The sequence below is a fragment of the Rhodococcus sp. 05-2254-5 genome (assembly GCF_002258575.1).
In the GTDB taxonomy this organism is placed as follows: domain Bacteria; phylum Actinomycetota; class Actinomycetes; order Mycobacteriales; family Mycobacteriaceae; genus Rhodococcoides; species Rhodococcoides fascians.
Map to the genome: position 1 here is coordinate 352,390 of NZ_NOZG01000007.1, position 25,181 is coordinate 377,570.

A 25,181-nucleotide genomic window follows, 5' to 3' on the forward strand; every position below is an offset into this window, starting at 1 on the left:
TTGTGAATCAGATCCCCGCTTTCGGATTTCCGACGCCAATCGGCGTCCGACATTCAGATGTGAGGAGCCGATTCGCTTCCCGCCGGCTCACAGTCAGCGGTTCACAACCGGCAGAGTGTCTTTCCGTTCGTTCGTCCGTTGAGTAGGTCGACCAGTGCGGTGGAGGCCTGCTCGAGGCCGTCGTAGACGGATTCCTCGTAGATCATGGTTCCGTCGACCAGTCGGCTTCCGACGGTGGATCGCATCGTGTCGTAGAGATGGCCAAATGAGCCGGCTCGAAATCCTCGTACCGACAAGCTCTTGGCCGTGATCTGAAACAGGTTCGACGGCAACGTGTTCGATGTTTCGTAGGTGGAGATTGCCCCGCACATCGCGACGCGTCCCTCGGGTCGAAGTGCGTCGAGTGCAGCGGTGAAGTGAGAACCGCCGACGTTGTCGAAGTATGCGTCGATTCCGTCCGGGGCAGCGCGCGCGAGAAGGCTGTCCATGTCGCCGTCGTGGTAATCGAACGAGCGGGAGGCTCCCAGGGCATCGACCAGATGATCGGCCTTGCGTCGGCTGCCTGCGGAAGCGATCACCGTACATCCGTGATGGGCGGCGAGTTGGGTGGCGATACTGCCGACTGCTCCTGCCGCGGCCGAGATCCAGACGGTATCGGACGGTCGAATGTCCATGATCTCGAAGAGGCCGACATAGGCCGTGAGCCCAGAACTGCCCAGCGGACCCAGGAACCACTGTGGGGGCCAGTCCTGGGTATCGATTCTGGTGAGGGTGCCCGCGCCGCCCAATCCGCCGGCGGTGGCAGAGACCACTGCGAAGTCGCAATAGCCGTACATGTGCGACACCAGATCTCCCGGCCGAAAGTTCTCGTCCCGTGATTCGACGACGACGCCGAGTGCCAACCCCACCAACGCATCTCCGATCCCCAGCGGTGGCAGATATCCCGACGGTGCCGAGTCGCCGAGGCGCAGTCGAATCGACGGATCGATCGACAGCCACGTATTTCGCACCAGCACTTCGCCATCGAGCAGTGGAGCGAGCGGGATGTCCGCCAGCTCCAGATGCTCGGTCGTGAGTTTTCCGCTGGGACGGGCGGCGAGGCAGAGTACTCGACTGATCATGGTCTTCGATGACGTCCCTTCGAATCGGGTGATGCGGAAAACGCGACAATCTTTCCACAACTGAATTAGGTTCAAGTGTAGGCCGCGTCCGAAAGGTGACACAGGTGAAATCGTCGAATCACATCAGTTTCTTTGCGCCGATGCGTATTCCGAAGTTGCGCCGGATGTTGGGCTTCGAGCTGAGCGCCAGTGTGGGCGTGTGGATCCTGGTTCTCGCTGCCCAGTGGACGCTCACCGAGTCGGGGGAGTCCGCGCTGGTGGTCTCCTCAGTCCAGTTCGCCGCCAGTGTGCCGTTCTTTCTTCTTGCTCTACCGATCGGGGCCATCGCGGAGTTCGCCGGTCATCGGTTGTTGCTCGCGGGCACCGCTATCGTCCTGCTGGTGGCGTCGATCGTCATGACGGCGTTGCAACTCCTCGGCCTGTCCTCCACGCCGGCGTTGATGACAGCGGTGTTTCTCGCCGGGTGCGGGCTCGCGTCGGTGGCAATCGTGTGGCAGGCCCTACTCCCTCATCTGGTCCCTGCCGACATGATGGCGGTCGTTCCTGCAATCGACGGTGCCATTTTCAACGGGGCGCGCGCAGTCGGACCGGTGATCGGGGGCGCGATACTCGCATGGTGGGGTTCGAGCGGTGCATTTGCGACCGTTGCCGCGCTGTTCGCAGTCTGTGTCGTCGTGGCGCTCACTCAGGTGCCGCCGGAGTCCGGTAAGAAGCCCAAGACCGAATCCGTGCACCATGCTGTCGGGGTGAGTGTGCGGTTCATTCGCCATTCGCGCTGGACTCGGCGACTGTTGTTGCGCGTCATCACGTTCGGAATTCCGGCCAGTGCCCTGTGGGCGTTGCTACCGGTGGTGGCATACGAACGACTACATGCATCGTCGGTTCAGTTCGGTGTTCTCTCGGGTGCCATCGGGATCGGTGCGGTGGCCGGGACCGTCGCACTGATGCCTCTCCGTGCACGGTTGAGCTGGAACACATTCGTAGCGATCGGTTCGATTGCGTATGCGGCGGTCCTCGCGGGCATCGTGCTCGTGCCGTCGGTGAGTGTGGTCTTCGTGCTGCTGGTCATCGTGGGTGCGGCGTGGGTCGCGATCCAGAGCACCTGGATGATCGCCACCCACGCTGTGATGCCGAAGTGGATCAAGTCGCGTGTCATCGCATTCGTGATGCTGACCTTTCAGGGCAGTCAGGCAGTAGGAGCCCTCCTGTGGGGGTTTCTGGCCGACGCAGTCGGTCTCGTTGCAGCAGTGATCGTCTCGGCGGCGATCATGTCCGTCTCCGCAGTAGAGATTCTCCGACGGGGAATTCTGCCGAGCGAATCGATAGCACCGGATCTGTCGGGAGGAGCAGGTCCGCCGGTACTCTCGACCGAATTCGACGGTCGCCGGATAACCGTCGAAACGACGTATGTCGTCGATCCGGAAAAGCTGACGCAGTTCGTCGACGACGTCGGACGCCTGCGATCGTCCAGACTCCGACTCGGGGCCGTACGGTGGTCCTGTGCGCAAATGTCCAGCACCAGAGCGACATTCGTCGAGCTGTGCACCTTCGAGAACTGGTCGGAGTATGCCTCCCAGGAGACGGAGAGGCTGACGGTGCCCGAGCACCGCATCAGGACCGCGATCGCCTCCCATCTGACGGCCGAACCGCAGGTGCGAGTGCTGGTGGATGTGGCACCGCGATAGTACCGGGCCACCACATCCACCGACGTTCAGTTGAACTTGCTTTCCCATTCCTGTTGGAACTGTGAGACCTTCTCGGGCGTCAGCGAATCCGAATCGGGCAGCGAAATGTCCTGTGCCGACCCGACCGAGTTCTCGACATCGGGCAGTGCGCTGCCGTACCCCTTCGACAGGGCGCGTTGCCCCTCGGCCGACACCATGAAGTCGGCCAGCACTTGCGCGGCGTTGGGATGCGGAGCCGACGACAGCACGTGGGAGTAGTACGGCGCACCCCATGCCGGATCGGGAAGTATCCAGTCGACCGGTGCACCTGCGTCCTTCTCCCGGACCAGTGGGGGAACCATCGGCGACGCGGCGATCTCGCCCGAGCTCAATGCCTGAGCCACGGCCAACGTGCCCGGGTACACCCGCGGTTCCTGCACGGCGAGCTTGTCCAGAAAGCCGCCTCCGGTCCAGTTCTCGTCGAAGAAGCGATACTCGTCGACCACGGCGGCGAACCCCGCAGGATTCACGACGCCCAGCCGGCCTTTCAACTTCGGATCCAACAGATCCTGCGGGGACGACAGCCCGGTAGGAACGGCATCGGTGTTCCACCCGAGTGCGAATATCGCTGCGCTCGTGAGGAAGAACGTGTCGTTCAGCATGCTCGTCGACCGAGCGTACGCCGGGTTGTCGAAGGCCGGCCCTACCACCGGCGTCGAGTAGGTACCCGATTCGGACGCATTCGTGATCCATGCGGCATCGGTCGACATGTGTACGTCGGCAGTTCCACGGCCGGTGCGGGCTTCGGTCTCCACGCGCGGGTTGAGCTCGACGTCACTGCCCCGCGTGAACTCGAGATCGATGTCGGGATACTTCGACTCGAAGGCGGTCTCGAGTAGCGCGAGGTTCTCGGGATGCTGACTGGAGTACAGGTATACGGTTCCTTCCTCGTCGGCCGCAGCCACGACGTCGTCCCATGTGCCCTGCACCGGTGCGGATCCGGCTTCCTGCGAGGATTGCCCGCACGCCGCAGCGACGACGGTCACCGCTGCGATCCCGACGGACATCACCGATCGACGTACTGCATTCACAGCATTCTCTTTTCGTTCAGGACACGAGTGTATGGACGCGTTCTCCGCGTAGTGCTTTGTTCACCAACGACTGCGGCGGCTCGAAGTGAGCCCCGTACTTCGATGCCAACTCGCGTGCTCGGTCGACGAAGCCGGACAGCCCGCCGTCGTATTGGTCGATGTACTGGATCACGCCCCCGGTCCACGGCGGGAAGCCGATGCCCAGCAAGGACCCGATGTTCGCGTCGGCCACGCTCGTCAACACACCTTCGTCGAGGCACTTGACCGCCTCGATCGCCTCGGCGAACAGCATCCGTTCCTGCATGTCCACGAAGGGAATTCGAGTCGAGCCCGAGTCGAACGACGTGCGCACGCCCGGCCAGATCCCGGTTCTCGCACCCGATTCGTCGTAGCTGTAGAAGCCGCCGCCGCCGGCACGCCCGGGGCGGTCGAGTTCATCGACCATCCTGTCCATCACCGCGTCGGAGCCGTGTCGGCGAGGCGGGCTGCCTTCGCTCACCAGCGCGCGTTCGTTCTCCTTGCGGATCTTCTGCGACAGGGACAAGGTCACCTGGTCCATCAATTGCAGCGGTGGGACGGGGTAGCCGGCCTGCGCGCCTGCCTGTTCGACGAAGACCGGGTTGACGCCCTCGCCGACCGCGGCCATCGCTTCGTCGAGGAACGCGCCGATCACTCTCGAGGTGAAGAAGCCTCGACTGTCGTTGACGACGATGGGCGTCTTACCGATCTGGAATACGAAGTCGACGACCTTCGCCACGGTCGCATCGGAAGTCTCTCGGCCACGGACGATTTCGACGAGGGGCATCCTGTCGGCGGGGGAGAAGAAGTGGATTCCGATGAAATTCTCGGGTCGGCTCACGCCGTCGGCCAGGATAGAAATGGGAAGCTGAGAGGTGTTGGAGCCGAGGACGGTTTCGGCGGGAACGATACCGTCGAGCTCCCCGAACACCGCAGTCTTGACCTCCACGGACTCGAATGCGGCTTCGATCACGAGATCGACTGCGGCGCACTCGGTCGCGTCCGCGGTCGGCCGGATCCGGTCGAGCAGTGCCGCCGACCTCTCGGCGGTCGTGGAGCCCCGCTCGACAGCTTTTGCTTCGAGCTTCTCGGCGTAGAGTTTTCCGCGGTCAGCAGCGTCCTGGTCGAGGTCTTTCAATACGACCTCGATACCGGCCTTGGCGCACACGTAGGCGATCGCGGCACCCATCATTCCGGCTCCGATGACTGCCACCGAACGGGCGGTGAACGTATCGTGGCCGGCCGGGCGGGACGTGCCGCGTCGGATGGTCTGCATGTCGAAGAAGAACGCACGAATCATGTTCTGCGCCACTCGATCGGTCATCAGAGAGACGAAGTAGCGGGTTTCGATGCGATCCGCAGTGTCGACGTCGACCGACGCGCACTCCGCCGCAGCGGCGAGGATCGCCCGCGGTGCCGGGGCGGGTGCGCCCTTGAGCTGCTTGCGTAGCAGCGCCGTGGCGGCCAGAAGATTCTGAGCGACGGCAGGATCGCTCGGTCCGCCACCGGGTATCTCGAAACCCTTGACGTCCCATGGCTGCACAGCCGACGGGTTCTCGGCGATCCACGCCTTCGCAGCCGGAATCAACTCGTCCACAGCGGCAACGGTGGCGTCGATCAGCCCGAGCTTTTTCGCATCGGCCACCGAGTGCTGCTGGCCCTTCGTCAACACCTTCGACAGGGCGGCGTCGAGTCCCATCAATCGGACCGTTCTGACGATCCCGCCGCCACCGGGCAACAATCCGAGCGTGGCCTCGGGGAGGCCGATTCGGGTGCCCGGCACATCCGCTGCGATGCGGTGGTGGGTGTGCAACGCAATCTCGAAGCCGCCGCCGAGGGCCGCGCCGTTGATCGCGGCCACCACTGGGCGGCCGAGGGTTTCGAGCCGTCGGAGAACACTCTTGATGCCGTCGATCCGCTCGGTCAAGGCGCGCGCAACGTCCCGCTCGTCGACAGCGCCCGGGTCTTTCGTCATGTCGTCGAGGTCGCCGCCCGCGAAGAACGACTTCTTGGCCGAGGTGATCACGACACCGGTGATGTCGTCCTTCTCGGCTTCGAGCCGCTCGACCGTGGCGGCCATCGACGCGATGTACGTATCGTTCATCGTGTTCGCGCTCTTGCCTGCGTCGTCCATCGTGAGTACGACGATGCCGTCGGCACCGCGTTCCCATCCGATCATGTTCTCGCTCATGTTTTCTCGTATTTCTCTGTGTCGACGATGGGCGGTTCAGAGGCGTTCGATGACGGTGGCGACGCCCATTCCGCCGCCGATGCACAGGGTGATCAGGCCGTAGCGGCCACCGGTTCGTTCCAGTTCGTCCAGCACGGTGCCCACCAGAATCGCGCCGGTGGCCCCGAGCGGGTGGCCCATCGCGATTGCTCCGCCGTTGACGTTGGTCTTCTCGTGCGGGATGTCGAGGTCCTTCATCCACTTGAGCACGACGGAGGCGAAGGCCTCGTTCAGCTCGAACACGTCGATGTCGTCCACGGTCAGGCCCGCTCGCTTCAACACCGCGACGGTGGCCGGGGTCGGACCGGTGAGCATGATCGTCGGTTCGCTGCCGACCTGAGCCGTGGCCACGATGCGGCCACGGGGAACCAGGCCTGCGCGTGCTCCGGCCGCGGCGCTACCGATGAGAACCAGGGCGGCACCGTCGACGATCCCCGACGAATTACCGCCGGTGTGAACATGATCGATGCGTTCGACGTTGACGTACTTCTGCAGCGCTACGTCGTCGAAACCCGCGGCTTTGCCCAGCGCGGCGAAGGCCGGCTTCAATGTGCCCAGGCTGTCCGTGGTGGTTCCCGGGCGCCGGTGCTCGTCGTGGTCGAGCAGGGTGACGCCGTTGAAGTCCTCGACCGGAACGACGGATTTCTTGAAATAGCCTGCACTCCAGGCTGCCTCGGCGCGTCGTTGGGACTCCGCCGCGTAGGTGTCGACGTCGTGACGGGAGAAGCCCTCGACCGTCGCGATCAGGTCGGCACCGATTCCCTGCGGAACGATGTAGAGGTCGTATGCGGTGGCCGGGTCGGTGAACAAGGCACCGCCGTCGCTGCCCATCGGTACCCGAGACATCGACTCGACGCCGCCGGCGATCACCAGATCGTCCCAGCCGGACGCGATCTTCTGGGCGGCCAGGTTGGTCGCTTCGAGCCCGGACGCGCAGAAACGATTGATCTGGGTGCCGGGGACCGATTCCGGGAGTCCCGCCACCAATGCGGCTGCGCGCGAGATGACCGCGCCCTGTTCTCCGACCGGTGAGACGACGCCGAGGATGACGTCGTCGATGTCGGCCGGATCCATATCGGGGAATCGAGCCCGGAGTTCGGTGATCAACCCCGCGACGAGGTCCACCGGCTTGGTGCCGTGCAGCGATCCGTTGCGCCCCTTGCCTCTCGGGGTACGGATGGCCTCGAAAATCATTGCTTGCTCAGGCATCTCGCTCTTTTCTTCTCTGTTTCGCGAGCCGATCGGCTCCTAGTCGAACGCCAATTCCGGCGTGCGGGCGATCAGCAACCGTCGGACGTGCCCGTTGTCGTCGAGTTGGGCCGAGGCGTTGAACGACGCCTCGAAGGCTCCGTCGCGGGTGGTCCGTCCCAGCACCATCTCGGTGCCGTCGACCGAGGCACCGCGATCGAGATGATGAATCAGGGTGCTCTTCTCGCGTTGCTGGAGGTAGGCGACGAGCCCGTCGCGGTCGCCCACGAACTCGGCTGCCTCGCCGTGTCCCTTGGAGAACTGCACGGACATAAGGAAGTCCGCCGAGATCATGGTCAGGACCCGATCCGGGTCGTCGGAATCCATGTATTCGAACCAGCGGAGCAGAGTGGGGGTCGGGTGCGTGTCGGAGTTCATCGGCCTTCTCCTGCATCGGTGACCAGTAGGTCGAATTCGGTGTCGAACGAGACCTGGTAGCGGTCGATCAGGCCGTCCGAGCGCACGTGCATTGTTCCGACGAAGTAGCCCGTGGTCCGGTCGCCTTCGGTCACTGCACCGTGCGCGAACTGCAGGTCCTGGTCGACGGCGGATCGGAGAACTCGGTGCTTGCGGTCGACGGGGGGTCTGCCGGACAGGTATTCGAGCATCGCGGCTCGTCCGGTCTTTCGACTCGCCCCGCTCGGCAAGACCATCGAATATTCGACATCCTCGGACAGCATCGCCACCGCGTCGTCCAGGTGCCCGGCATCCAAGGTGGCGTAGTACTCCACAATCTTCAATGACATGAAGTGAACTTAGTTCAGGTAAACCCTGTTTGTCGAGGGTTCAAGCGGTTATGGTTCGAGAAAGAACTGAATTCAACTCGAGTGGAGCGACATGTCATCATCTCACCGCGACGCACAAGCCCCCTGGCCTCGTTCGGAGCCGTCGGCGCTGACGCCCGGCAGCGAACAAGCCGAGATACGCGAGGCCATCCGCGGAGTCCTCGCCAAGTACTCCACGATCGAGCAGGTGCGCGCGTCTGCGGACTCTGACCCTGGCTACTCGGTCGAACTGTGGAAACGCCTGGTCGACGACATGTCGGTGACCGCCATGGCTGTGCCGGAGGAGCTGGGTGGGCTCGGCTACGGCATGGTCGAGCTCGGCATCATCGTCGAAGAATGCGGTCGCGCTCTGGCGGTCGAACCCGTCTATCAGCATGCGGCCGTCGGCGTTCGCGCCATGATGGAGGCGGGCAACTCGGACCTGCTCGAGGAAATCCTCGGCGGTACCACGGTTGCGGCAGTGAGCGCATTGTCTGCCGAGTCCGACGACGTCGATGCCGACCGGACCGACGACGGGTGGGTTCTGAGCGGACAGGTGAGGTTCGTCGTCGGAGGTGGAGCAGCCGATCTTGTGGTCGTCAGTGCCCGCTGCCCGGACGGCATCGCACTATTCGGAGTGTCCGCGAACAATTTTTCCGCACTGCATGATCGACGCGTCGTCGACTCCACCAGGCGACAAGCGGACATCTCGTTCGATCGTGCCCCCGCGACGCTGTTGGTGTCGGTGGACGGAGCCGGCGACGCGATCGCGCGGATACAGGACGTGGCAACGCTGGCTCTCGCGTGCGAGAACACCGGTATCGCCGACGCCCTGCTGCAGATGACTCTCGAGCACGTCAAGACGCGTCATCAGTTCGGCCGTCCCATCGGTTCGTTCCAGGCGATCAAACACCGGTTGGCCGACATGCTGGTCGAACTCGAGCGGGCCAGATCGGCCGCCCGGTATGCCGCAGCGGTGCACGACGAGGATCCCGACGAGGCCCGGCTGGCGATTGCCGTCGCGGGTGCGGTGTGCAGCGATGCCGCGGTACATGCGGCCCACGAGGCCGTGCAGTTGCACGGTGGAGTGGGTTTCACGTGGGAGCACTCGGCGCACAGCTACTTCCGTCGAGTTCTCGGAAACGAAGCGCTGCAGGGTGATTCGCGGGCTCATCGGGCGCGGATCGCCGATTTGCTTGCCGTCTAGACCGATTGATGCGGTCGCCGGGGATCGGCTATTGACGCCATCGCCTCGATGATCAATACTGAAGTGAATCCAGTTCAACTTGCACTCTCGAAAGGCTGTCACATGATCGACACCGACCACATTCTGTTGGAGAAGGACGGCGACGTCGCTCGCGTCTGGCTCAACCGCCCGCACAAGAAGAACGCTGTCACGGTAGAGCTGCTGCATCGTCTGGACGAGATCATCGTCGAGGTGGACAACGATCCGAACCTCAAGGTTCTCGTGCTTCGCGGAGTCAACAACACCTTCTGCTCGGGCTTCGACCTCGACGAATTGCTGTCGGACTTCATCGGCACCACCACCGCCATGGACGTCGCCGTCCTGTCGGCGAAGGTGTGCGATCGTCTGTACTCCATGAACACTCCCTCCGTTGCGGTTCTCGAGGGTTACGTCACCGCCGGTGGCTTCGAACTGATGATCTCGTGCGACTTCGCTATCGCGGCCGACGACGCAAGAATTGGCGACTTCCACATCCGCCGTGCATTGTTCGGTGGTGCCGGCCCCATCTACCGCCTGCCCCGCATGATCGGCATCCGGAAGACCAAGGAACTCATGCTCACCGGCAAGCTGCTCTCGGGCACCGAGGCCGTCGACTTCGACCTGATCAATGCGTCCGCGCCGGCCGAGGACCTCGACAAGACCGTCGACGAGTTCATCGGGAACCTCACCGACAAGAGCCCGTTCATGATGAAGCTGACCAAGATGTGCATCGACCGCGGTCTGGATGCAGACATCCAGTCGCTCATGGTCATGGAGCATCTCGCAGTCGGCAATGCGCTCCAGTCCGAGGACGGCAAGGAGGGCGTCACCGCATTCCTCGAGAAGCGTGAGCCCAAGTGGGTCGGGCGCTGATCCGCACCACGTCCGCGTTCTGACCGAACAGCCCGAAAGGCAGCATCAATGGAGCAGGCAACGGCCGTCGCACTCGAGGGCAGCAGGTGCACAGTGTGCAGCACCGTGGCTTTCCCCGCGAGTGCGATGTGCAGCAGGTGCGCCACACCCACTGCGGAGAACATCACGTTGAGTACGCGAGGCACCCTGTGGGCCTATACGATTCAGCGTTTCTCGCCCAAGTCTCCTCCCTACGTGCCACCGGTCGGCGGGTTCGTTCCCTTCGCAGTCGGCTACGTGGAACTGCCCGAGGGCATCAAGATCGAAGCGATCATCGACTGTGAGAGCTTCGACGAACTGGATGGGGCACCGGTGCGTCTGACGTCCACCGCGCCGGTGCCCCGATTCGCTGTCGACGCGCTCGGCACGCAACCGGAATCGACAGGAATCACGCAGTGACACAGAATGTTTCGATCATCGGTGCCGGTCTCTCCAAGTTCGGTCGCCAGCCAGGAGTGTCCGGCCGCCAGATGGCCGTCACCGCGATCGGCAACGCGTTGCGCGATGCCGGTCTGGCCTGGCCGGACGTTCAGGTCGCGTTCGGTGGCAGTGACGGCTCGGGCCTGGCCGATACTCTCGTTGCCGAACTGGGTTTCACCGGAATTCCGTTCACCAACGTCAAGAACGGTTGCGCAACAGGCGGAAGCGCGTTGTTCTCGGCCGTCAACGCCGTGCGCTCGGGCTCCGCGGACGTCGCGCTCGCAGTTGGTTTCGACAAACACCCGCGTGGTGCGTTCGACCCACGACCGGCGGAGTGGGGACTACCCGACGGCTACGGCGAGGCCGGTCTGATGGTGACCACCCAGTTCTTCGGTGCCAAGATCTCTCGCTACATGCGTCAGCACGACATCTCGAGTCGGACGCTGGCCCTGGTCGCCGAAAAGGCCTACCGCAACGGAGTTCTCAACCCCAACGCCTGGCGTCGCGAGGCCATGGATGCCACGACGATCGCCGAAGCCGACATGGTCAACGATCCACTGACTCGATACATGTTCTGCTCACCCGGTGAGGGAGCGGCCGCAATCGTCGTCGCCGGCGAGGACTACGTCGCGCGAGCCACCGGTCGGCCGATCAAGATTGCCGCTATCACCCACCGGACCCGCCGATTCGGGTCCTTCGAGGTCTTCAGCCCCTCCGTTCAGGGCGACGGCGAACCCACCAGTGTCAGCGCCGACGCAGCACGTGCGGCCTTCGAGCAGGCCGGTATCGCTCCGGGTGACGTCGACGTCGCGCAGCTGCAGGACACCGAGAGCGGTGCCGAAATCATGCACATGGCCGAATGCGGCTTCTGTGAGCCCGGAGAGCAAGAAGCCATGATCGCGGCCGGAGAAACCGACATCGGCGGGCGCCTGCCGATCAACACCGACGGCGGTTGCATCGCGAACGGAGAACCCATCGGAGCCTCCGGTCTGCGCCAGGTGCACGAGATCGTGACCCAGCTACGTGGCGAAGCCGGCGAACGCCAAGTGCCGGGCGATCCGCGTGTCGGCTTCACCCACGTGTACGGCGCGCCGGGCATCAGTGCCTGCACCGTGCTGACGGTCTGACCCGAGACGAACCAGAGGTAATGCAGTGACACAACGAACGATTCCGGACATCGCCGAGTTCGGCGAGCAGGCGACGGCGTGGCTGACAACCGTGGCCGCGCCGCGCACCGACTCCGTGTGGGGCGACGGGCCGGATACGGTCGCTGTCTTCGAGAATTGGACCGCGGAGGAAGAGCAGGCGCACACCGACGAGATCGCGGCGTACGAGCAGGCGAAGTTCGATGCGGGGTGGGGCGCGTTGAATTCCCCGGTCGAGTACGGTGGCCGCGACCTACCGCTGTCGTACGTACTCGCCTTCCGGCGAGTCGAGGACACGTTCGACGTCCCCAAGAGGACCGAGATGTTCTCTGTCACTCAACAGTTGGTTGCGCCCACCATTGCGCAGTGGGGAACCGAGGAGCAGCGGACCAGGTTCGTTCGTGCCATGCTTCGGGCCGACGTCATCGCATGTCAGTTGTTCTCCGAGACCGAGGCGGGTTCCGACTTGGCCGCGGTCCGGACGCGCGCAACCCAGGCCGAGGACGGCTCGTGGACGATCGACGGGCACAAGGTGTGGACGTCGGGGGCGCGGGTCGCACACTACGGAGTCGCTTTGTGCCGCACCGACTCCACCGTCGCCAAGCACGCCGGACTGACCATGTTCCTGATCCCGATGGACGCGCCGGGGGTCGACGTACGTCCCATTCGCCAGATGACGGGGGGCAGCTCCTTCAACGAGGTGTACCTCGACGGGGTGCACCTGAGCGACGACCTTCGGCTGGGCCCGGTCGGGAGGGGTTGGCAGGTTGCCCTGACAGTGCTTGCGGCCGAACGCCTCGACGGCGGAAACCTCGGCCTGGCGAACGCGGATCGTGCTGTGGCCCTTGCCCAGAACCTCGGCCGCGAGCTGACCGAGATCGAGCGCGACGCCGTAGCCGATCTGGTGACGCGTAGTTTCGTGCAGCGAATCGGCAACATGAGAGTGGCCGGTGCCGTCATCGCGGGCAACGATCCAGGTCCGGAAGCGTCACTGGGAAAGCTGCTGGCCACCGACACGATGGCCAGGACCTCCGAAGTCGCGCGCTTGCTGCTCGGGCGTGAACTGACGTCCGACTCGGGAGGGTGGGGCACGTTCGCGTGGTCCGAGCATCTACTCGGAGCCCCGGGCTATCGAATTGCCGGTGGTACCGACGAGATTCAGCACAACATCATCGCCGAGCGCGTGCTCGGTCTGCCGAGAGAGCCACGACCATGACCGAATCCTCCCTGCGCACACGCGTGTCCGCCGCGCTGGACGCCGAGCTCGGCGTCACCGTGAGCACATTCGAACCGCTCCTCGGTGGCCATTCCGGATTGACCTATCGGGTGGGAACGTCCGGCGGCGACTTCGTCGTCAAGGCGGTCCCCGAAGGGCAGCGCTCGGTCGGGCGGCACGACATGCTCCGGCAGGCTTCGATTCTGCGCGCGTTGGCGGATACAGCGGTGCCGGTACCGGCAATCGTGGCGGTCGACGAGCAGGAACCGGCCTGGTTCGCCATGGAGCTCGTCGTCGGCGAGTCGCTCGAACCGGTGCTCGACGACCCCGAGGTGGAACCGAGTATCGCGGCCGCTCGGATGCGGCGCGCGGCGGAGGTATTGCCGTCGTTGCACGCAGTCCCGCTCGAGACCATCCCGAACGCAGGCAACATCCTCTCGCCGGCAGACGAATTGGACCGGTGGTCCAAGACGCTCGCAGCTGTTCCGGTGGAACTCGTGGAGGGTGCCGACGAGTTGGTTCGACTGCTTCGCAGGGACATTCCGGCGGCGATCACACCCACACTCGTCCACGGGGACTACCGGTTGGGAAACATCATTTCCGACGGTCTCGAGCCGGCGGCTCTGATCGACTGGGAGATCTGGAGCGCAGGTGATCCACGCGTCGAACTGGGGTGGTTCCTGGTATTCGCCGACGGCACCAACTTTCCCGGGGTGGGCCGCGACGTTCCCGGTCTGCCCAGTACCGACGAACTGATCTCCTGCTACACCGGGAGCGGTCCGGCGCTGCCGGACATGACATGGTTCGACGCCCTGGGACGGCTCAAGATGGCGGCGATCATGGGACACAACCTGCGTCGGCACCGCGAGGGGCGCCACATCGACCCGGATCAGGAAAAGCTGCCCGCGACCATCCGCAGGTTGATCGACACCGGCACCGCACTGCTCGCGCGCTGACGCACCATCACTCGACAGGAGCACACGGAAGTGGACTTTTCCTACTCACGGCGGACGGCCGAATTGTCGGCCACGCTCGAGACATTCATGAACGACCACGTCTACCCGGCCGAGAGTGTCTACGACGCTCAGATCGCCGCGAACGACAATCCGCACGAGCAACCGCAGATCATGCGGGATCTGCAGGCACGCGCTCGTGATCTGGGGCTGTGGAACCTGTTCATGACCCACGACGACCTCGGTGCGGGACTGACCAATCTCGAATATGCGCCGCTCGCCGAGATCGTCGGCCGTTCCATCATCGGGAACGAGGCGATCAACTGCTCGGCACCCGATACCGGCAACATGGAGATTCTGGCCATGTACGGCACGGAGGAGCAGAAGGAACAATGGCTGAAGCCGTTGTTGGACTGCACCATTCGCTCTGCGTTCGCCATGACCGAACCCGATGTCGCCAGCTCGGACGCCACCAACATCACCTCGACCATCACTCGTGACGGGGACGAGTACGTCGTCAACGGCCGAAAGTGGTACACCTCGGGCGTTCTCGATCCCGACTGCAAGCTCATGATCTTCATGGGGAAGTCGGATCCGGACAGTTCCACCTACCGCCGGCAGAGCATGATTCTGGTTCCGGCCGACGCCCCCGGCGTAGAGGTGGTGCGCGACCTGCCCATGTTCGGATTCCAGGATCGTCTGGGCCACGGCGAAGTTCAGTTCACCGACGTGCGCGTGCCCGCCGCCAACATGCTGGGAGAGGAGGGCGACGGATTCGCCATCGCCCAGGGGCGACTCGGCCCAGGCCGCATGCACTACGCCATGCGGGCGATCGGCATGGCCGAGCGTGCTCTGGAAATGATGTGTCGGCGCTCGCTCGTGCGGCAGGCATTCGGCGGACCGTTGTCCGATCAAGGTGTGGTGCGTGAGTGGATTGCCCGCAGCCGCCTGGAGATCGACCAGATCCGGTTGTTGGTGCTCAAGTCGGCCTGGTTGATGGATACCGCCGGAAATGCCTCGGCTCGTTCGGAAGTGGCGGCCATCAAGGTGGCTGCGATGGAGGTGGCCCACAAGGTCGTCGACCGAGCGGTGCAGACCTACGGCGCGGCCGGAGTCAGCAACGACACCATTCTCGCTCGGCTCTATGCCATCACCCGAGCTCTGCAGATTGCCGACGGCCCCAACGAGGTCCATCTGCGGACCATCGCCCGACTCGAGGTCAAGAGGTACGCATGAGTACACCGAAATTGGACGGCAAGGTCGCTCTGGTGACGGGAGCGAGCCGTGGGCTCGGTCTGGCGATCGCACGCGGACTGAAAGACGCGGGAGCGACGGTCATCGTGTCGAGCCGCAAGCTCGACGCCTGCGAGAGCGCGGTCTCGAGCCTGGGTGACGCGGGCCCGGGCAGCGCGCATCCGTACGCACTGCACGTCGGGCACTGGGACAGCATCGAACCGGCCGTCGACGACATCATTTCTCGTTTCGGGAGCCTCGACATCGTCGTCAACAACGCCGGGATCGCGCCGCTGGCGGAGAATCTCGTGTCGGTGACCGAGGGGCTGTGGGACAAAACGATCGAGGTCAATCTCAAGGGTCCGTTCCGGCTGATGGCTGTGGCCGGGAACCGGATGGCGGCAGCCGGAGGTGGGTCCATCATCAATATTTCGAGCATCGGTGCCGAGCGACCCAGCCCACCCGAGGCGATGTATGCAGCAGCCAAGAACGGGCTCAATGCGCTGACCCGCGCGTTCGCCCAGGAGTACGCGCCCACGGTGCGCGTCAACTGTGTGATGCCCGGCGGTTTCGCCACCGACATGTCCGAGAACTGGGACGAGGAGTTCATCGGCAAGATCGTCGACCGGCTCCCGGCCGGGCGGCTGGGGCGGCCCGACGAGCTCGCCGGCTTGATCACCCATCTTGCCTCGGACGACGCCGGGTACACGACGGGCGCGATCATCCCGGTCGACGGCGGCCGTACCGCCGTCTACTGACCTGATCACTCCTATTGTCCGACAATCAGTTTGGAAGTGGACACATGACCCAGGACATGTTCTCGCTGACCGGTCGCGTCGCTGTGGTCACCGGTGCCTCGTCGGGGCTCGGCCTCGGTTTCGCCCGGGCTCTCGCCGCGGCAGGTGCCACGGTGTACGCCGCCGCGCGACGGCTCGACCGGCTCGAAGCGTTGTCGGCCGAGATCCCGGCCATCGTGCCAGTGCGGTGCGACGTCACCGACGACAGCGACCGGCGAGCTCTCGTCGACCGATGCTTCGACGAACACGGTCGGCTCGACGTCGTGATCAACAACGCGGGCAAGCCCGGTCCGCCCAACGCCGAGGACGAGACACTGGACGGTTTCCAGTCCATCCTCGACGTCAACCTGATCGCCGGGTTCCATCTGGCCACCTATGCGGTCGGCAAGATGCCGATCGAGGCAACAGCGTCGATCATCAACATCTCCTCGGTGATCGGACTGGTGTCCACAGCACCGATCGGCGGTGCCAGTTACGCGGCGTCGAAGGCAGGCACGCTCGGCCTCACTCGTGAACTGGCCGGTCAGTGGGGTCGACGAGGCATTCGCGTCAACGCCGTGGTGCCGGGGTGGTTCGATACCGAGATGACCGATGGCCTGTTCACCAACGACAAGTCCGCAGGATGGGTGCGGCGGAACACCATGCTCGGACGCGGCGGCGTCGACGGCGAGATCGACGGTGCCGTGCTGTTTCTGGCCTCGGACGCCAGCTCCTACATGACCGGTCAGACCCTGGTGGTCGACGGCGGATGGACTGCTCGCTGATGTTGGCCGTGCAGGTCCATCAGTGGGGGAGCGCACCGGAGTTCCAGGAGGTGCCGGACCCGGTGCCGACCGGGCACCAATTTCTGATCCAGGTGGACGCAGCCGGACTGTGCGGATCCGATCTGCACGTGATGAACTCGAGCGCAGAGACTTTCGACTACGACCTGCCGCTGACGCTGGGGCACGAAGTGGCCGGAACGGTCGTCTCGGCGGGACCGTCGGCAAACCCTTCCTGGATCGGTCGCGCCGTGGTCGTACACGGAATCTGGAGCTGCGGAACGTGCCCGAACTGTCTGCGGGGCCGAGAGAACTACTGTCGCAGCCTCGCTCGGCGTCCCGACGGCCGGCTGGCCCCCATCGGAAACGGTCTGGGGTACCCGGGCGGCATCGCAGAGCTGATGCTGGTGCCGTCCGAGCGCGTACTGGTTCCGATCGGTGATCTCGATCCTCTCGGAGCCGCGCCTCTGGCGGACGCGGCACTGACCGCGTATCACGCCATTCGCACCAACTCCGCCGTGATCGACGAGCGAAGCAACGTGGTCGTGATCGGAGTCGGCGGTCTCGGCCACCTCGCCCTGCAGATCCTGCGCACCATGGGCGTGCCGCACATCATCGCAATCGACTCCAAGGCCGACGCTGCTGCCCTGGCCGAGTCCTCGGGAGCGCACGAGTTCTACGAGTCCGTTTCCGCTGCGACGCAACGGCTCACGGCACTGGACGGGGCAGATCTCGTCCTCGACTTCGTCGGAGCGCCGACCACGACCGCCCCGGCGGCCGCCCTGCTTTGCTCCGGGGGTTCTGTCGTGGTGGTAGGGAGCGCCGGCGGTCGACTGACAGTCGGGAAGGATGTCGGTCTGGCCGCAGGATGGACGGTGGATGCACCGTTCTGGGGTACGCATGCCGATCTCGAAGCCGTTGTCGCACTAGCGCAGGACGGCCTGCTGCGCGCCGAAATCACCACCTTCCCCTTCACCGAGGCTATCTCTGCATACGACCGGTTGCGAGACGGATCCGTCACCGGCCGTGCAGTTCTCGACATGAGCGCATCACGTACCAGGAAAGAGTCACACCAGTGAAACGGCTTGCCCGCGAGATGGTCATCCGCGCCGAACAGACCCCCGATGCCATCGCCGTCGTCGACGAGGACGGCAGCCACTCGATCCGGACCGTGGTCGAGGCGGCGACATCCCTCGCCGACGTGTTCGGCGGTATCGACCCCAGCCCACCGACCGTGGTGATTCAGGCCGACAACACCTGGGGCACCGTGGCGGCTGCCCTCGGTGTCGGTCTCGCCGGCGGTGTGGTCGCGGTGGTCAGCCCGCACGCAACGGAGTCGGAGTTCGCGCTGGCCCTCGAGGACATCAGACCGGACGTCGTCGTGGGAACGCCCGAGGCCCTTCGTCATTGGGGTGTGCCCGACGAGCAATTTCCCGTGGACAAGCCCGCCTTCGGCTCGTACCGCGTACGAGCGACGAGTGGTGCGTTCGCCTCTGTCGCGCGATGGAACGGAGGCGATGCGATTGCGATGACCTCGGGTTCGACCGGCCGGCCCAAGTGCGTGGTGCAATCCGAGGACGCGATCAGGTATGCGTCTCGATCCACCATCGATGCCGTCGGTCTCCGCCCGGGCGAGGCGATCGGTGCCTTCGTTCCGCTGTCGTCGGTTGCCGCATTCTGCTTCGGAATGTATCTGCCTGCGCTACTGGGAGGTCCGATGGTCGCCATCGGGAAGTGGTCCCCGGAGGTGGCTCTGCGGGCAGCGAAGGAACACCGGATTGCCTGGACGATGCTGGTACCGACCATGGCGCTGCAGCTCTCGGTCGCACCGAACTCCGAAGGCGCACTGGACACGATGCGCGCCATGACGGTCGGCGGCGGACCGATGAACGAGCGCGCGCTCGCCAAGGCCGAACAGTGGTTGCACACCACGTTCCTCCGGGTGTTCGGAATGTCCGAGTGCTTGGGCCACACGACACCCGCTCTCGACGACCCGGTGTCGATCCGCCTCGGACGCGACGGTCGGCCGTTTCCCGGCACCACCGTGCGAGCCGTCGACTCGGACGGCCGTCCGCTCCCCGCGGACGATATCGGTGCCGCCCAGGTCAAGGGCCCGTCGCTGTTCGTCGGGTATGCCCGGGCCGGCACTCCGGTCCCGCCCGAGCTGACGCCCGACGGTTTTCTTCCGACCGGTGATCTGGTGGAGGTCGCATCGGACGGCTCGATTCGCGTCATGGGTCGACAGAAACAGATCATCATTCGTGGTGGACGCAACATCGACATCAACGAGGTCGAGTCGGCGATCGCCTCGCTGCAGTCCGTCGTGCAGGTCTGTGTCGTACCGGTACCGGACGACCTGCTGGGGGAGCGCGCCGCAGCGCTCGTGGTCACCGGTGGTGAGGAGCTCGAACTCGAGGACGTCACCGCGCAGTTGGCCAAGGACGACTTCCCCAAGTCGAAGTGGCCGGAATTCGTCTTCACCGTCGACGACCTACCCCAGAATCGCGTAGGAAAACTGTCCCGTCCCGATGCGACGGCGCTGGCCAGGCAGCTCGCGGCCGCAACTGACTCGAATTCACATCGAAAAATGTAAACTCCGACCGAGGCTGCATACGTTCTATCAGTAGGGGCAATTATGACCGTAGGAACCGACGTTCGGCGCGAGAGCCCGCGGTCCAAGCGAACGCGGATTCTGTCGGCGGCTATCGACCACTTCGGCAAAGTGGGATACGAGCACACCAAGTGGGCATCCATCGCCGACGAGGTCGGTATCGGTCAGACTGCGCTTTACCACTACTTCGAGTCCAAAGCGCATTGCCTGTTGACGATCATGCGTATCGAACTCGCGGACTCCGCCGCCCGGTTCGTCGCGGCCACCGAGGGGGTCACGCATGCCGAGGACGCACTGCGTGCGGCGATCGCCGCATCGTTGGCCGCATCGCCTCAGGACGCCTTGGCGCGTCGCATTCTGCACAACCACATGGACCTCCTGGCGACGGAACGTCAGTCCGCGAAGGAAGAGGCCGAACGAGTCGAGTGCCGCGCCCTGGTCCAACGTATCGAGCGGGATTGGACCGCCCTGGTCGGCCGGGGAATCGAGGCGGGGCAGTTCGCCGAGTCGAATCCGACGATGTCCGCGCGGCTGGTACTCGCCCTGGTGGTCAGCGTGTGGCGGTGGTACCGCCCCGACGGTCGCCTGACGATCGACGAGATCACCGACGTGGTCACGGACGCGGCCATCCGCGTCGTACGCAAGTAGCGCCCGCAAGCGGAGTCCGCACCGGCTTTTAGTGGTCATTCAAACTGAACAGAATTCACTTAGGAGAAAATATGTACAACCTGGTACTCGTCGCCGCCCGTCCGGAAGAGTGGACCCACGAGCAGTTCATCACGTGGTGGCGCGGCGAGCACGCCGACGTCACGTACCCCCTGCCCGGCTTGCTCCGCTGGCAGCACACCGAACTGCTCGAAGCATTCGGCAGCAAATCCCAAGGGTGGGACGGCTTGTCGGTGCTCAGCTTCGAGTCGCGCGACGCACTCGAAGCGGCCCTGGCCAGTGACGAGTGGAAGGCCGCCGTCGACCACGTCGGGACCATGGGTGGCCGACGGATGATGTGGTACGGCGACGAGAAGACGATGGTGCCCCTCACGAGCGACGCGGGATGACGTCGTCGTGGGCCGACCCGGGCTGTTTCGCAGTGGCAGACGGCGTTCATCGCGTCCCTCTGCAGATGCCTCAGGACGGTCTGCGTGCGATCAATGTCTATGTGCTGGAGACTCACACGGGACTGGCGCTGATCGACGGCGGCTGGCACCGGGCATCCACGCACGACGAGCTCGTCGACGCGTTGCGTCGCATCGGGCGTCGACCGTCGGAGATTCACGACGTGTACGTCACTCACGTCCATCGTGATCACTACACGTTCGCCGTCGAGCTGCGTCGTCGATACGGGACGCGGGTGCATCTCGGTGCCGCAGAGGCACCTGGCATCGAAGCGATCGGTCGATTGCGCAGCAACGTTCCGGTCAGCTCGATTCGTGAACTCGAGCGCGCGGGCGCGTTCGAGATCGCTCGCATCGCAGCGGAGAGCGGGAAGGCCGAACCCTTCGACGCCGCGGACTGGGAGCTACCGGACGCGTGGTTGCAACCCGGTCCCCTCGACGTTCCCGGCCATGCGGTAGTCGCTGCACACACTCCCGGACACACGAAGGGCCACATGGTGTTTCACGACACCGACCGGAACCTGTGCTACACCGGAGACCACGTTCTGCCCACGATCACGCCGTCGATCGGGTTCGAGCTCGGCGAGTGGGATCTCCCGCTGGCCAAATATTTGACGTCTCTGTCGATGATGCTCGACGAACCCGACCGGACGATGTTGCCGTCGCACGGCCATCCGGGTGCCGGTGTGCACGAGCGTTGCCGGCAGTTGCTCGAACACCACGATCGCCGTCTCGCCGCTACCGAGAGCGTTGTCGAATCGGCCGCTCGCGCAACCGGGTTGGACGTGGCGGCCGGCCTGACGTGGACTCGGCACGATCGGTCGTTCGCCACTCTGGACAGCTTCAATCAGATGGTGGCGACTTGCGAGACGCTGGCGCACCTCGATGTTCTGGTCCAGCGCGGCAGACTGTCGGTGCGGACCTCCAACGGGGTGGACTTCTTCACCACCTGCTGAAGCATCCGCCCCGACAGCCCGCCCGAGCGGTCAATCGCAGGTCCAGCCGCCGTCGACGTACAGCTCGGTCCCGGTGACGAACGTGGAGTCGTCTCCGGCCAGAAAGGCAACGGCAGCAGCCACTTCGGCCCCTGTTCCCAGTCGACCCATCGGGGTGTGCGCGATCATGGCGCTGTGCCGTTCGGATCCCTCGTAGCGTTCGAGCAGCTGCGTGGTGCCGATGAAACCCGGGTGGATGGAGTTGACGCGGACACCTTTGGTGGCCCAGTGCAGGGCTGCATTCTTGGTCATCGTGCGCACAGCGCCTTTGGCCGCGGCGTAGGCGAAGCTGTTGCCGAGGCCGCCGACGCTGCCGAGAATGGAACAGATGTTGACGATGGAGCCTCCGCCCGATCGCTCGACGTACGCACCGGCGTGCTTCATTCCCAGCCACGTCCCCGTCTGACTGACTTCGACGACTCGGTTGTACCGGTCGAGATCCTCGTCGACGACGGTTCCGAGGCTGCCGATGGCACCGTTGTTCACCACGGCGTCGAGCCGGCCGTACTGCGCGGCCACGGCCTCGACAGCGCTGTGCCACTGATCTTCTCGGGTGATGTCCAGGGCGATCGGGAGATGGCGTTCGCTGTCGGCCCGGTCCGCCACGAGTGCGCCGCACGCGGCCCCGTCGACGTCGGTCACCACGAGCACCGCGCCTTCCGAGGCCAGCCGCTCGACGATCGCGGCACCGATCCCTCCGGTTGCTCCGGTGACGAGAACGACCTTGTCCTGGAGCCGGGACTGCACGCCCGTCACAGCTTGCTGAGCACGTTGCGGCCGCCGACGAGCATCGCCGCGGCGACACCGATCGTGGTGACGGCAGTCATGAGCAAGGCCATCGCGGCCACGAGTGGGTAAGAACCGTTCTGCCACATGTCGAACAGCAACGTGCCCATCACCTGGGTCGTCGACGCTCGCACGAGAAGCGATGCAGCGAATTCGTGGGTCAGCAGAATGAACATGAGCGCGACGGCACTGAGGATCGTCGGACGCATCAGCGGCAACATGATTCGGAGATTCGTCACGAACGGGGACGCACCACTGGTGGCCGACGCCTCGGTGTACGTGTTTCCGAGCGACAGCATGGCCGTCATTTGCATCCTCGTCGAGAAGGGCAGCATCAGCACGATGTACACGAGGATGATCACCGTTCTGGTTCCGTAGAGGATCAGCGGCGGTTCGGTGTACGTGAGCAGGAACCCGACGCCGAAGATCACGGCCGGGATGCCCAGTGGCAGTGCGGTCATGAGGTCTGCGAGCAGTGCGAGAATTCTGAACCGACGACCGCGGACGAGAAGGTTTGCCATCAGGTAGCCGAGCGGAATGCAGATCGCGACCGCACCCAGTGCAGTCAGCACACTGGTCAGGACCGACTCCACCACCGCCGTCGTATCCATCAGTGCCCGAAAGTTGTCCAGCGTCAACAGACTCAGCGACAGCGATCCCGACCAGTACGGCGTCAACGAGACGATGATCAGACCCACCAGCGGGATGACCAAGGCGAAGAGCGCGAACACGACGATGGTGACCGTGGCCCACGTGGCCTTACCGGTGGAGGGAGCGAATGCCTTGCCGCCGTGCGTGACGAAGCGAGTCTGGTTGCCCAGCAACGCCTTCTGTGCCAGGACCAGTACCAGTCCGAAGATCACCAGCGGAGAGCCGGCGGCCGCTGCCGCCGCGAAGTCCGACGGGGACTCCGACACCCGGCGGTACATCTCGGTGGTCAGCACCTTGACGCCGGTGTTCGCACCCAACAGCAGGGGGCCGGTGAACTGGCCGAGTCCGAGGAGCAGCGCGATGCCGCCGCCGTAGATGAGGGACGGTCGAAGCAGCGGGAGGACGATCTTGAAAAAGATTCCGACCGTGGACGATCCGCTGACCTGAGCGGCTTCGAGGTGCTCGGAGCTGATGTTCTGCATGCCGGAACTGACGAACAGGTAGACGAACGACGTCAGACCGAAGCCGGTGAGAACGATGATCCACGGGACGGTGTACACGTCGATCGGGCCACTGTCCGATCCGCTCCACCACGGCAACAGTCGAAGGAGCACATTGAGGTAACCGGGCCCGGGGGAGAGCAGGAATGCCCACCCCACCACGCTGGCCACCGCCGGCATCACGATCGGCAGGATGGGTATGACACGCAGCCAACCGAGCTTGGCGGGAAGCCTGCTCGCAGCGAAGGCGAGCAGCGTTCCCAGCACCATCGCGATGACCAACGAACCCAGCGCCAACGCCACCGTGGTTCGAAGGGTGACGCCGATGTCGAAGCGGCCGTACTGGCTTCGGTATCCGGCAGCTCCGTCTTCGAACGCGAGCATCTGCAGACGCACCATGGGGAGTACGACCAGGTAGGCCAACACAGCGAGGACGGCGGCGTACCCGATTCGCGCCCGCCAATTCGGCGAGATCGTCAGTGAGCGCTTGGCGGGCGTCTCGGCGGTCTGGGGCCGTTCGACGTCGACTGCGGTGGCCATCACGAGGTCTTTCCAGCGGAACCGACGAGCTCGGAGCTCGCGGCCGACGACGCGTCGGGCAGCGCGTACACCCGCAGACAGGACGGCGCGAAGCTGACGAGTACGGGTTGTCCGGGACTGCTACGCCGTAGCGCCGCACTGTGTTCGGTAGCCGAGGCTCGCAGCGTCAACTGCTCGTCGCCGGTCTTGACCGCCACGTCGAAGTACCGACCGCCGTACTCGTACGTCACCAGTTCTGCGTGCAGGGCAATGTTTCCGGGCGGCACCTGGTCGGCAGTGTCGTGCAACAGCACGTCGTCCGGTCGGAACCGCGCGACGGCACGAGTGCCCTCGTCGGCACGCTCACGCACCGTGGCCGTCTGTAGGTCGATGACGTCCGAGCCACTGGTGACCCAGCCGTCGTGGCCGCGCCGCAGTTCGAGCCGATTACCCATCCCGATGAACGCGGCGACGTACTCCGAAGCCGGATTCTCGAAGACGTGCTCGGGCTCGTCGTACTGCTCGATCTTTCCGGCCTTCATGATCGCGAGACGGTCACCGAGCGCGAACGCCTCGGACTGGTCGTGCGTGACGAACACCGCGGTGAAACCGAGCTGTTGGTGCAACTGGTGAATCTGCGATCGAACCTGATCTCGCAGGCGCGCATCGAGATTGCTCAGGGGCTCGTCGAACAACACCAGATCCGGTTGCGCCACGAGCCCGCGAGCAACCGCGACACGTTGCTGCTGGCCACCGCTGAGCTGCGAGGGGTACCGGTCGAGCAACGCACCGCAGTCGACCATGTTCGCGGCTGTCTCGACCGCACCGTCGGCAATTGCCTTCTTCAGTTTGCGCACCGTCAGCGGGTACCGAATGTTCTCGGCGACCGTCATGTGCGGCCACAGTGCATACGACTGGAACACCATGCCGATGTTTCGCTTGTGCGCCGGGACATGAACTTTCGACGCCGCGTCGAACACGGTCCGCCCCGCGAACGAGATCGAACCACCCTGCGGGGTCTCCAGCCCGGCGAGGCACCGCAGGGTCGTGGTCTTGCCGCAACCGCTCGGTCCGAGCAGGACCAGGAATTCGCCCTGCTCGATCTCGAGGTCGAGACTGTCGACGACGACGTTGGCACCATAGGTCTTCGTCAGTCCGGAGACCGCGAATCGAGAGGTCATTGCATACTCGCTTTCGGAGCATCGGTGT

24 protein-coding genes are annotated in these 25,181 nt (G+C 64.5%); 15 read left to right on the top strand and 9 right to left on the bottom strand.

Annotated features, from left to right (window positions below):
• Positions 1 to 101: 101 nt before the first annotated feature.
• On the bottom strand, positions 102 to 1,121 hold the full coding sequence (locus tag CH278_RS06980; RefSeq protein WP_094621518.1) for an NADP-dependent oxidoreductase: 1,020 nt from the start codon (positions 1,119 to 1,121) through the stop codon (positions 102 to 104).
• A gap of 104 nt (positions 1,122 to 1,225) precedes the next feature.
• On the opposite strand from CH278_RS06980, the gene CH278_RS06985 reads away from it, so the two are divergent.
• Positions 1,226 to 2,806 carry an MFS transporter gene (locus CH278_RS06985; protein ID WP_094688628.1) on the top strand — a complete coding sequence of 527 codons (1,581 nt, stop codon included), beginning with the start codon at positions 1,226 to 1,228 and terminating at the stop codon, positions 2,804 to 2,806.
• Positions 2,807 to 2,832: 26 nt separating this feature from the next.
• Here CH278_RS06985 and CH278_RS06990 read toward each other — a convergent pair whose 3' ends face one another.
• The 5 genes from CH278_RS06990 to CH278_RS07010 are packed head-to-tail and all read right to left on the bottom strand — an operon-like array spanning position 2,833 to position 8,118.
• The gene (locus CH278_RS06990; protein WP_094621707.1) at positions 2,833 to 3,852 is read right to left on the bottom strand and encodes an ABC transporter substrate-binding protein; all 1,020 of its coding nucleotides are present in this window, start codon (positions 3,850 to 3,852) and stop codon (positions 2,833 to 2,835) included.
• Between the two features lie 40 nt (positions 3,853 to 3,892).
• Entirely contained in the window at positions 3,893 to 6,085 is a 2,193-nt protein-coding gene (locus tag CH278_RS06995; RefSeq protein ID WP_094621520.1) for a 3-hydroxyacyl-CoA dehydrogenase NAD-binding domain-containing protein, read from the bottom strand.
• 36 nt (positions 6,086 to 6,121) lie between these two features.
• Positions 6,122 to 7,333: an acetyl-CoA C-acetyltransferase gene (locus CH278_RS07000; protein WP_094621521.1), complete on the bottom strand. Its 1,212-nt coding sequence runs from the start codon at positions 7,331 to 7,333 to the stop codon at positions 6,122 to 6,124.
• 39 nt (positions 7,334 to 7,372) lie between these two features.
• Positions 7,373 to 7,750, bottom strand: coding sequence for a hypothetical protein (locus tag CH278_RS07005; RefSeq protein WP_094621522.1), 378 nt, complete (start codon positions 7,748 to 7,750; stop codon positions 7,373 to 7,375).
• Positions 7,747 to 8,118, bottom strand: a complete 372-nt coding sequence (locus CH278_RS07010; protein ID WP_032386464.1) for a nuclear transport factor 2 family protein — start codon at positions 8,116 to 8,118, stop codon at positions 7,747 to 7,749. Before CH278_RS07010 ends, CH278_RS07005 begins: the two co-directional genes overlap by 4 nt.
• 91 nt (positions 8,119 to 8,209) lie before the next feature.
• On the opposite strand from CH278_RS07010, the gene CH278_RS07015 reads away from it, so the two are divergent.
• The 14 genes from CH278_RS07015 (at position 8,210) to CH278_RS07080 (ending at position 21,477) form a co-directional block, all read left to right on the top strand.
• Positions 8,210 to 9,343 carry an acyl-CoA dehydrogenase family protein gene (locus CH278_RS07015; protein WP_094621523.1) on the top strand — a complete coding sequence of 378 codons (1,134 nt, stop codon included), beginning with the start codon at positions 8,210 to 8,212 and terminating at the stop codon, positions 9,341 to 9,343.
• Positions 9,344 to 9,445: 102 nt separating this feature from the next.
• Positions 9,446 to 10,234, top strand: coding sequence for an enoyl-CoA hydratase/isomerase family protein (locus CH278_RS07020; RefSeq protein WP_032366859.1), 789 nt, complete (start codon positions 9,446 to 9,448; stop codon positions 10,232 to 10,234).
• Positions 10,235 to 10,282: 48 nt separating this feature from the next.
• Positions 10,283 to 10,672 carry a Zn-ribbon domain-containing OB-fold protein gene (locus CH278_RS07025; RefSeq protein WP_032386462.1) on the top strand — a complete coding sequence of 130 codons (390 nt, stop codon included), beginning with the start codon at positions 10,283 to 10,285 and terminating at the stop codon, positions 10,670 to 10,672.
• Complete coding sequence (locus CH278_RS07030) at positions 10,669 to 11,820, top strand: thiolase family protein (protein ID WP_094621524.1); 1,152 nt, start codon at positions 10,669 to 10,671, stop codon at positions 11,818 to 11,820. Before CH278_RS07025 ends, CH278_RS07030 begins: the two co-directional genes overlap by 4 nt.
• Before the next feature lie 25 nt (positions 11,821 to 11,845).
• Positions 11,846 to 13,054, top strand: coding sequence for an acyl-CoA dehydrogenase family protein (locus CH278_RS07035; protein WP_256991877.1), 1,209 nt, complete (start codon positions 11,846 to 11,848; stop codon positions 13,052 to 13,054).
• The gene (locus CH278_RS07040) at positions 13,051 to 14,010 is read left to right on the top strand and encodes a phosphotransferase family protein (protein ID WP_094621525.1); all 960 of its coding nucleotides are present in this window, start codon (positions 13,051 to 13,053) and stop codon (positions 14,008 to 14,010) included. The genes CH278_RS07035 and CH278_RS07040 overlap by 4 nt, the downstream gene beginning before the upstream one ends.
• Before the next feature lie 30 nt (positions 14,011 to 14,040).
• Positions 14,041 to 15,243, top strand: a complete 1,203-nt coding sequence (locus tag CH278_RS07045) for an acyl-CoA dehydrogenase family protein (protein ID WP_032366855.1) — start codon at positions 14,041 to 14,043, stop codon at positions 15,241 to 15,243.
• Positions 15,240 to 15,998, top strand: coding sequence for an SDR family NAD(P)-dependent oxidoreductase (locus CH278_RS07050; RefSeq protein WP_094621526.1), 759 nt, complete (start codon positions 15,240 to 15,242; stop codon positions 15,996 to 15,998). The genes CH278_RS07045 and CH278_RS07050 overlap by 4 nt, the downstream gene beginning before the upstream one ends.
• A gap of 44 nt (positions 15,999 to 16,042) precedes the next feature.
• Positions 16,043 to 16,801: an SDR family NAD(P)-dependent oxidoreductase gene (locus CH278_RS07055; protein WP_032366853.1), complete on the top strand. Its 759-nt coding sequence runs from the start codon at positions 16,043 to 16,045 to the stop codon at positions 16,799 to 16,801.
• A complete protein-coding gene (locus tag CH278_RS07060) occupies positions 16,801 to 17,877 on the top strand; it encodes an alcohol dehydrogenase catalytic domain-containing protein (RefSeq protein WP_094621709.1) in 1,077 nt (358 codons plus the stop codon). Before CH278_RS07055 ends, CH278_RS07060 begins: the two co-directional genes overlap by 1 nt.
• Entirely contained in the window at positions 17,874 to 19,391 is a 1,518-nt protein-coding gene (locus tag CH278_RS07065; protein ID WP_094621527.1) for a class I adenylate-forming enzyme family protein, read from the top strand. The genes CH278_RS07060 and CH278_RS07065 overlap by 4 nt, the downstream gene beginning before the upstream one ends.
• Positions 19,392 to 19,433: 42 nt before the next feature.
• Complete coding sequence (locus CH278_RS07070) at positions 19,434 to 20,057, top strand: TetR/AcrR family transcriptional regulator (protein WP_032366851.1); 624 nt, start codon at positions 19,434 to 19,436, stop codon at positions 20,055 to 20,057.
• Positions 20,058 to 20,128: 71 nt separating this feature from the next.
• Positions 20,129 to 20,464 (top strand): EthD family reductase, encoded by a 336-nt coding sequence (locus tag CH278_RS07075; protein ID WP_094621528.1) that lies wholly within the window; start codon positions 20,129 to 20,131, stop codon positions 20,462 to 20,464.
• Complete coding sequence (locus tag CH278_RS07080; RefSeq protein ID WP_094621529.1) at positions 20,461 to 21,477, top strand: MBL fold metallo-hydrolase; 1,017 nt, start codon at positions 20,461 to 20,463, stop codon at positions 21,475 to 21,477. The genes CH278_RS07075 and CH278_RS07080 overlap by 4 nt, the downstream gene beginning before the upstream one ends.
• 30 nt (positions 21,478 to 21,507) lie before the next feature.
• On the opposite strand, the gene CH278_RS07085 is transcribed toward CH278_RS07080, so the two are convergent.
• Genes CH278_RS07085 through CH278_RS07095 form a run of 3 tightly spaced genes read right to left on the bottom strand, consistent with a single transcriptional unit; the run spans position 21,508 to position 25,153 of the window.
• Entirely contained in the window at positions 21,508 to 22,272 is a 765-nt protein-coding gene (locus tag CH278_RS07085) for an SDR family NAD(P)-dependent oxidoreductase (protein ID WP_032366848.1), read from the bottom strand.
• Positions 22,269 to 23,993: an ABC transporter permease gene (locus CH278_RS07090; protein ID WP_094621530.1), complete on the bottom strand. Its 1,725-nt coding sequence runs from the start codon at positions 23,991 to 23,993 to the stop codon at positions 22,269 to 22,271. Before CH278_RS07090 ends, CH278_RS07085 begins: the two co-directional genes overlap by 4 nt.
• Positions 23,993 to 25,153, bottom strand: coding sequence for an ABC transporter ATP-binding protein (locus CH278_RS07095; RefSeq protein ID WP_032366847.1), 1,161 nt, complete (start codon positions 25,151 to 25,153; stop codon positions 23,993 to 23,995). The genes CH278_RS07090 and CH278_RS07095 overlap by 1 nt, the downstream gene beginning before the upstream one ends.
• Positions 25,154 to 25,181 lie beyond the last annotated feature (28 nt).

Coding starts and splice junctions, on each gene's coding strand:
- CH278_RS07080 (WP_094621529.1), top strand. CDS start 20,461: ATGACGTCGTCGTGGGCCGACCCGGGCTGTTTCGCAGTGGCAGACGGC.
- CH278_RS06995 (WP_094621520.1), bottom strand. CDS start 6,085: ATGAGCGAGAACATGATCGGATGGGAACGCGGTGCCGACGGCATCGTC.
- CH278_RS07075 (WP_094621528.1), top strand. CDS start 20,129: ATGTACAACCTGGTACTCGTCGCCGCCCGTCCGGAAGAGTGGACCCAC.
- CH278_RS07005 (WP_094621522.1), bottom strand. CDS start 7,750: ATGAACTCCGACACGCACCCGACCCCCACTCTGCTCCGCTGGTTCGAA.
- CH278_RS07070 (WP_032366851.1), top strand. CDS start 19,434: ATGACCGTAGGAACCGACGTTCGGCGCGAGAGCCCGCGGTCCAAGCGA.
- CH278_RS07040 (WP_094621525.1), top strand. CDS start 13,051: ATGACCGAATCCTCCCTGCGCACACGCGTGTCCGCCGCGCTGGACGCC.
- CH278_RS07060 (WP_094621709.1), top strand. CDS start 16,801: ATGTTGGCCGTGCAGGTCCATCAGTGGGGGAGCGCACCGGAGTTCCAG.
- CH278_RS07055 (WP_032366853.1), top strand. CDS start 16,043: ATGACCCAGGACATGTTCTCGCTGACCGGTCGCGTCGCTGTGGTCACC.
- CH278_RS07050 (WP_094621526.1), top strand. CDS start 15,240: ATGAGTACACCGAAATTGGACGGCAAGGTCGCTCTGGTGACGGGAGCG.
- CH278_RS07090 (WP_094621530.1), bottom strand. CDS start 23,993: ATGGCCACCGCAGTCGACGTCGAACGGCCCCAGACCGCCGAGACGCCC.
- CH278_RS07000 (WP_094621521.1), bottom strand. CDS start 7,333: ATGCCTGAGCAAGCAATGATTTTCGAGGCCATCCGTACCCCGAGAGGC.
- CH278_RS06990 (WP_094621707.1), bottom strand. CDS start 3,852: ATGTCCGTCGGGATCGCAGCGGTGACCGTCGTCGCTGCGGCGTGCGGG.
- CH278_RS07010 (WP_032386464.1), bottom strand. CDS start 8,118: ATGTCATTGAAGATTGTGGAGTACTACGCCACCTTGGATGCCGGGCAC.
- CH278_RS06980 (WP_094621518.1), bottom strand. CDS start 1,121: ATGATCAGTCGAGTACTCTGCCTCGCCGCCCGTCCCAGCGGAAAACTC.
- CH278_RS07025 (WP_032386462.1), top strand. CDS start 10,283: ATGGAGCAGGCAACGGCCGTCGCACTCGAGGGCAGCAGGTGCACAGTG.
- CH278_RS07020 (WP_032366859.1), top strand. CDS start 9,446: ATGATCGACACCGACCACATTCTGTTGGAGAAGGACGGCGACGTCGCT.
- CH278_RS07015 (WP_094621523.1), top strand. CDS start 8,210: ATGTCATCATCTCACCGCGACGCACAAGCCCCCTGGCCTCGTTCGGAG.
- CH278_RS07095 (WP_032366847.1), bottom strand. CDS start 25,153: ATGACCTCTCGATTCGCGGTCTCCGGACTGACGAAGACCTATGGTGCC.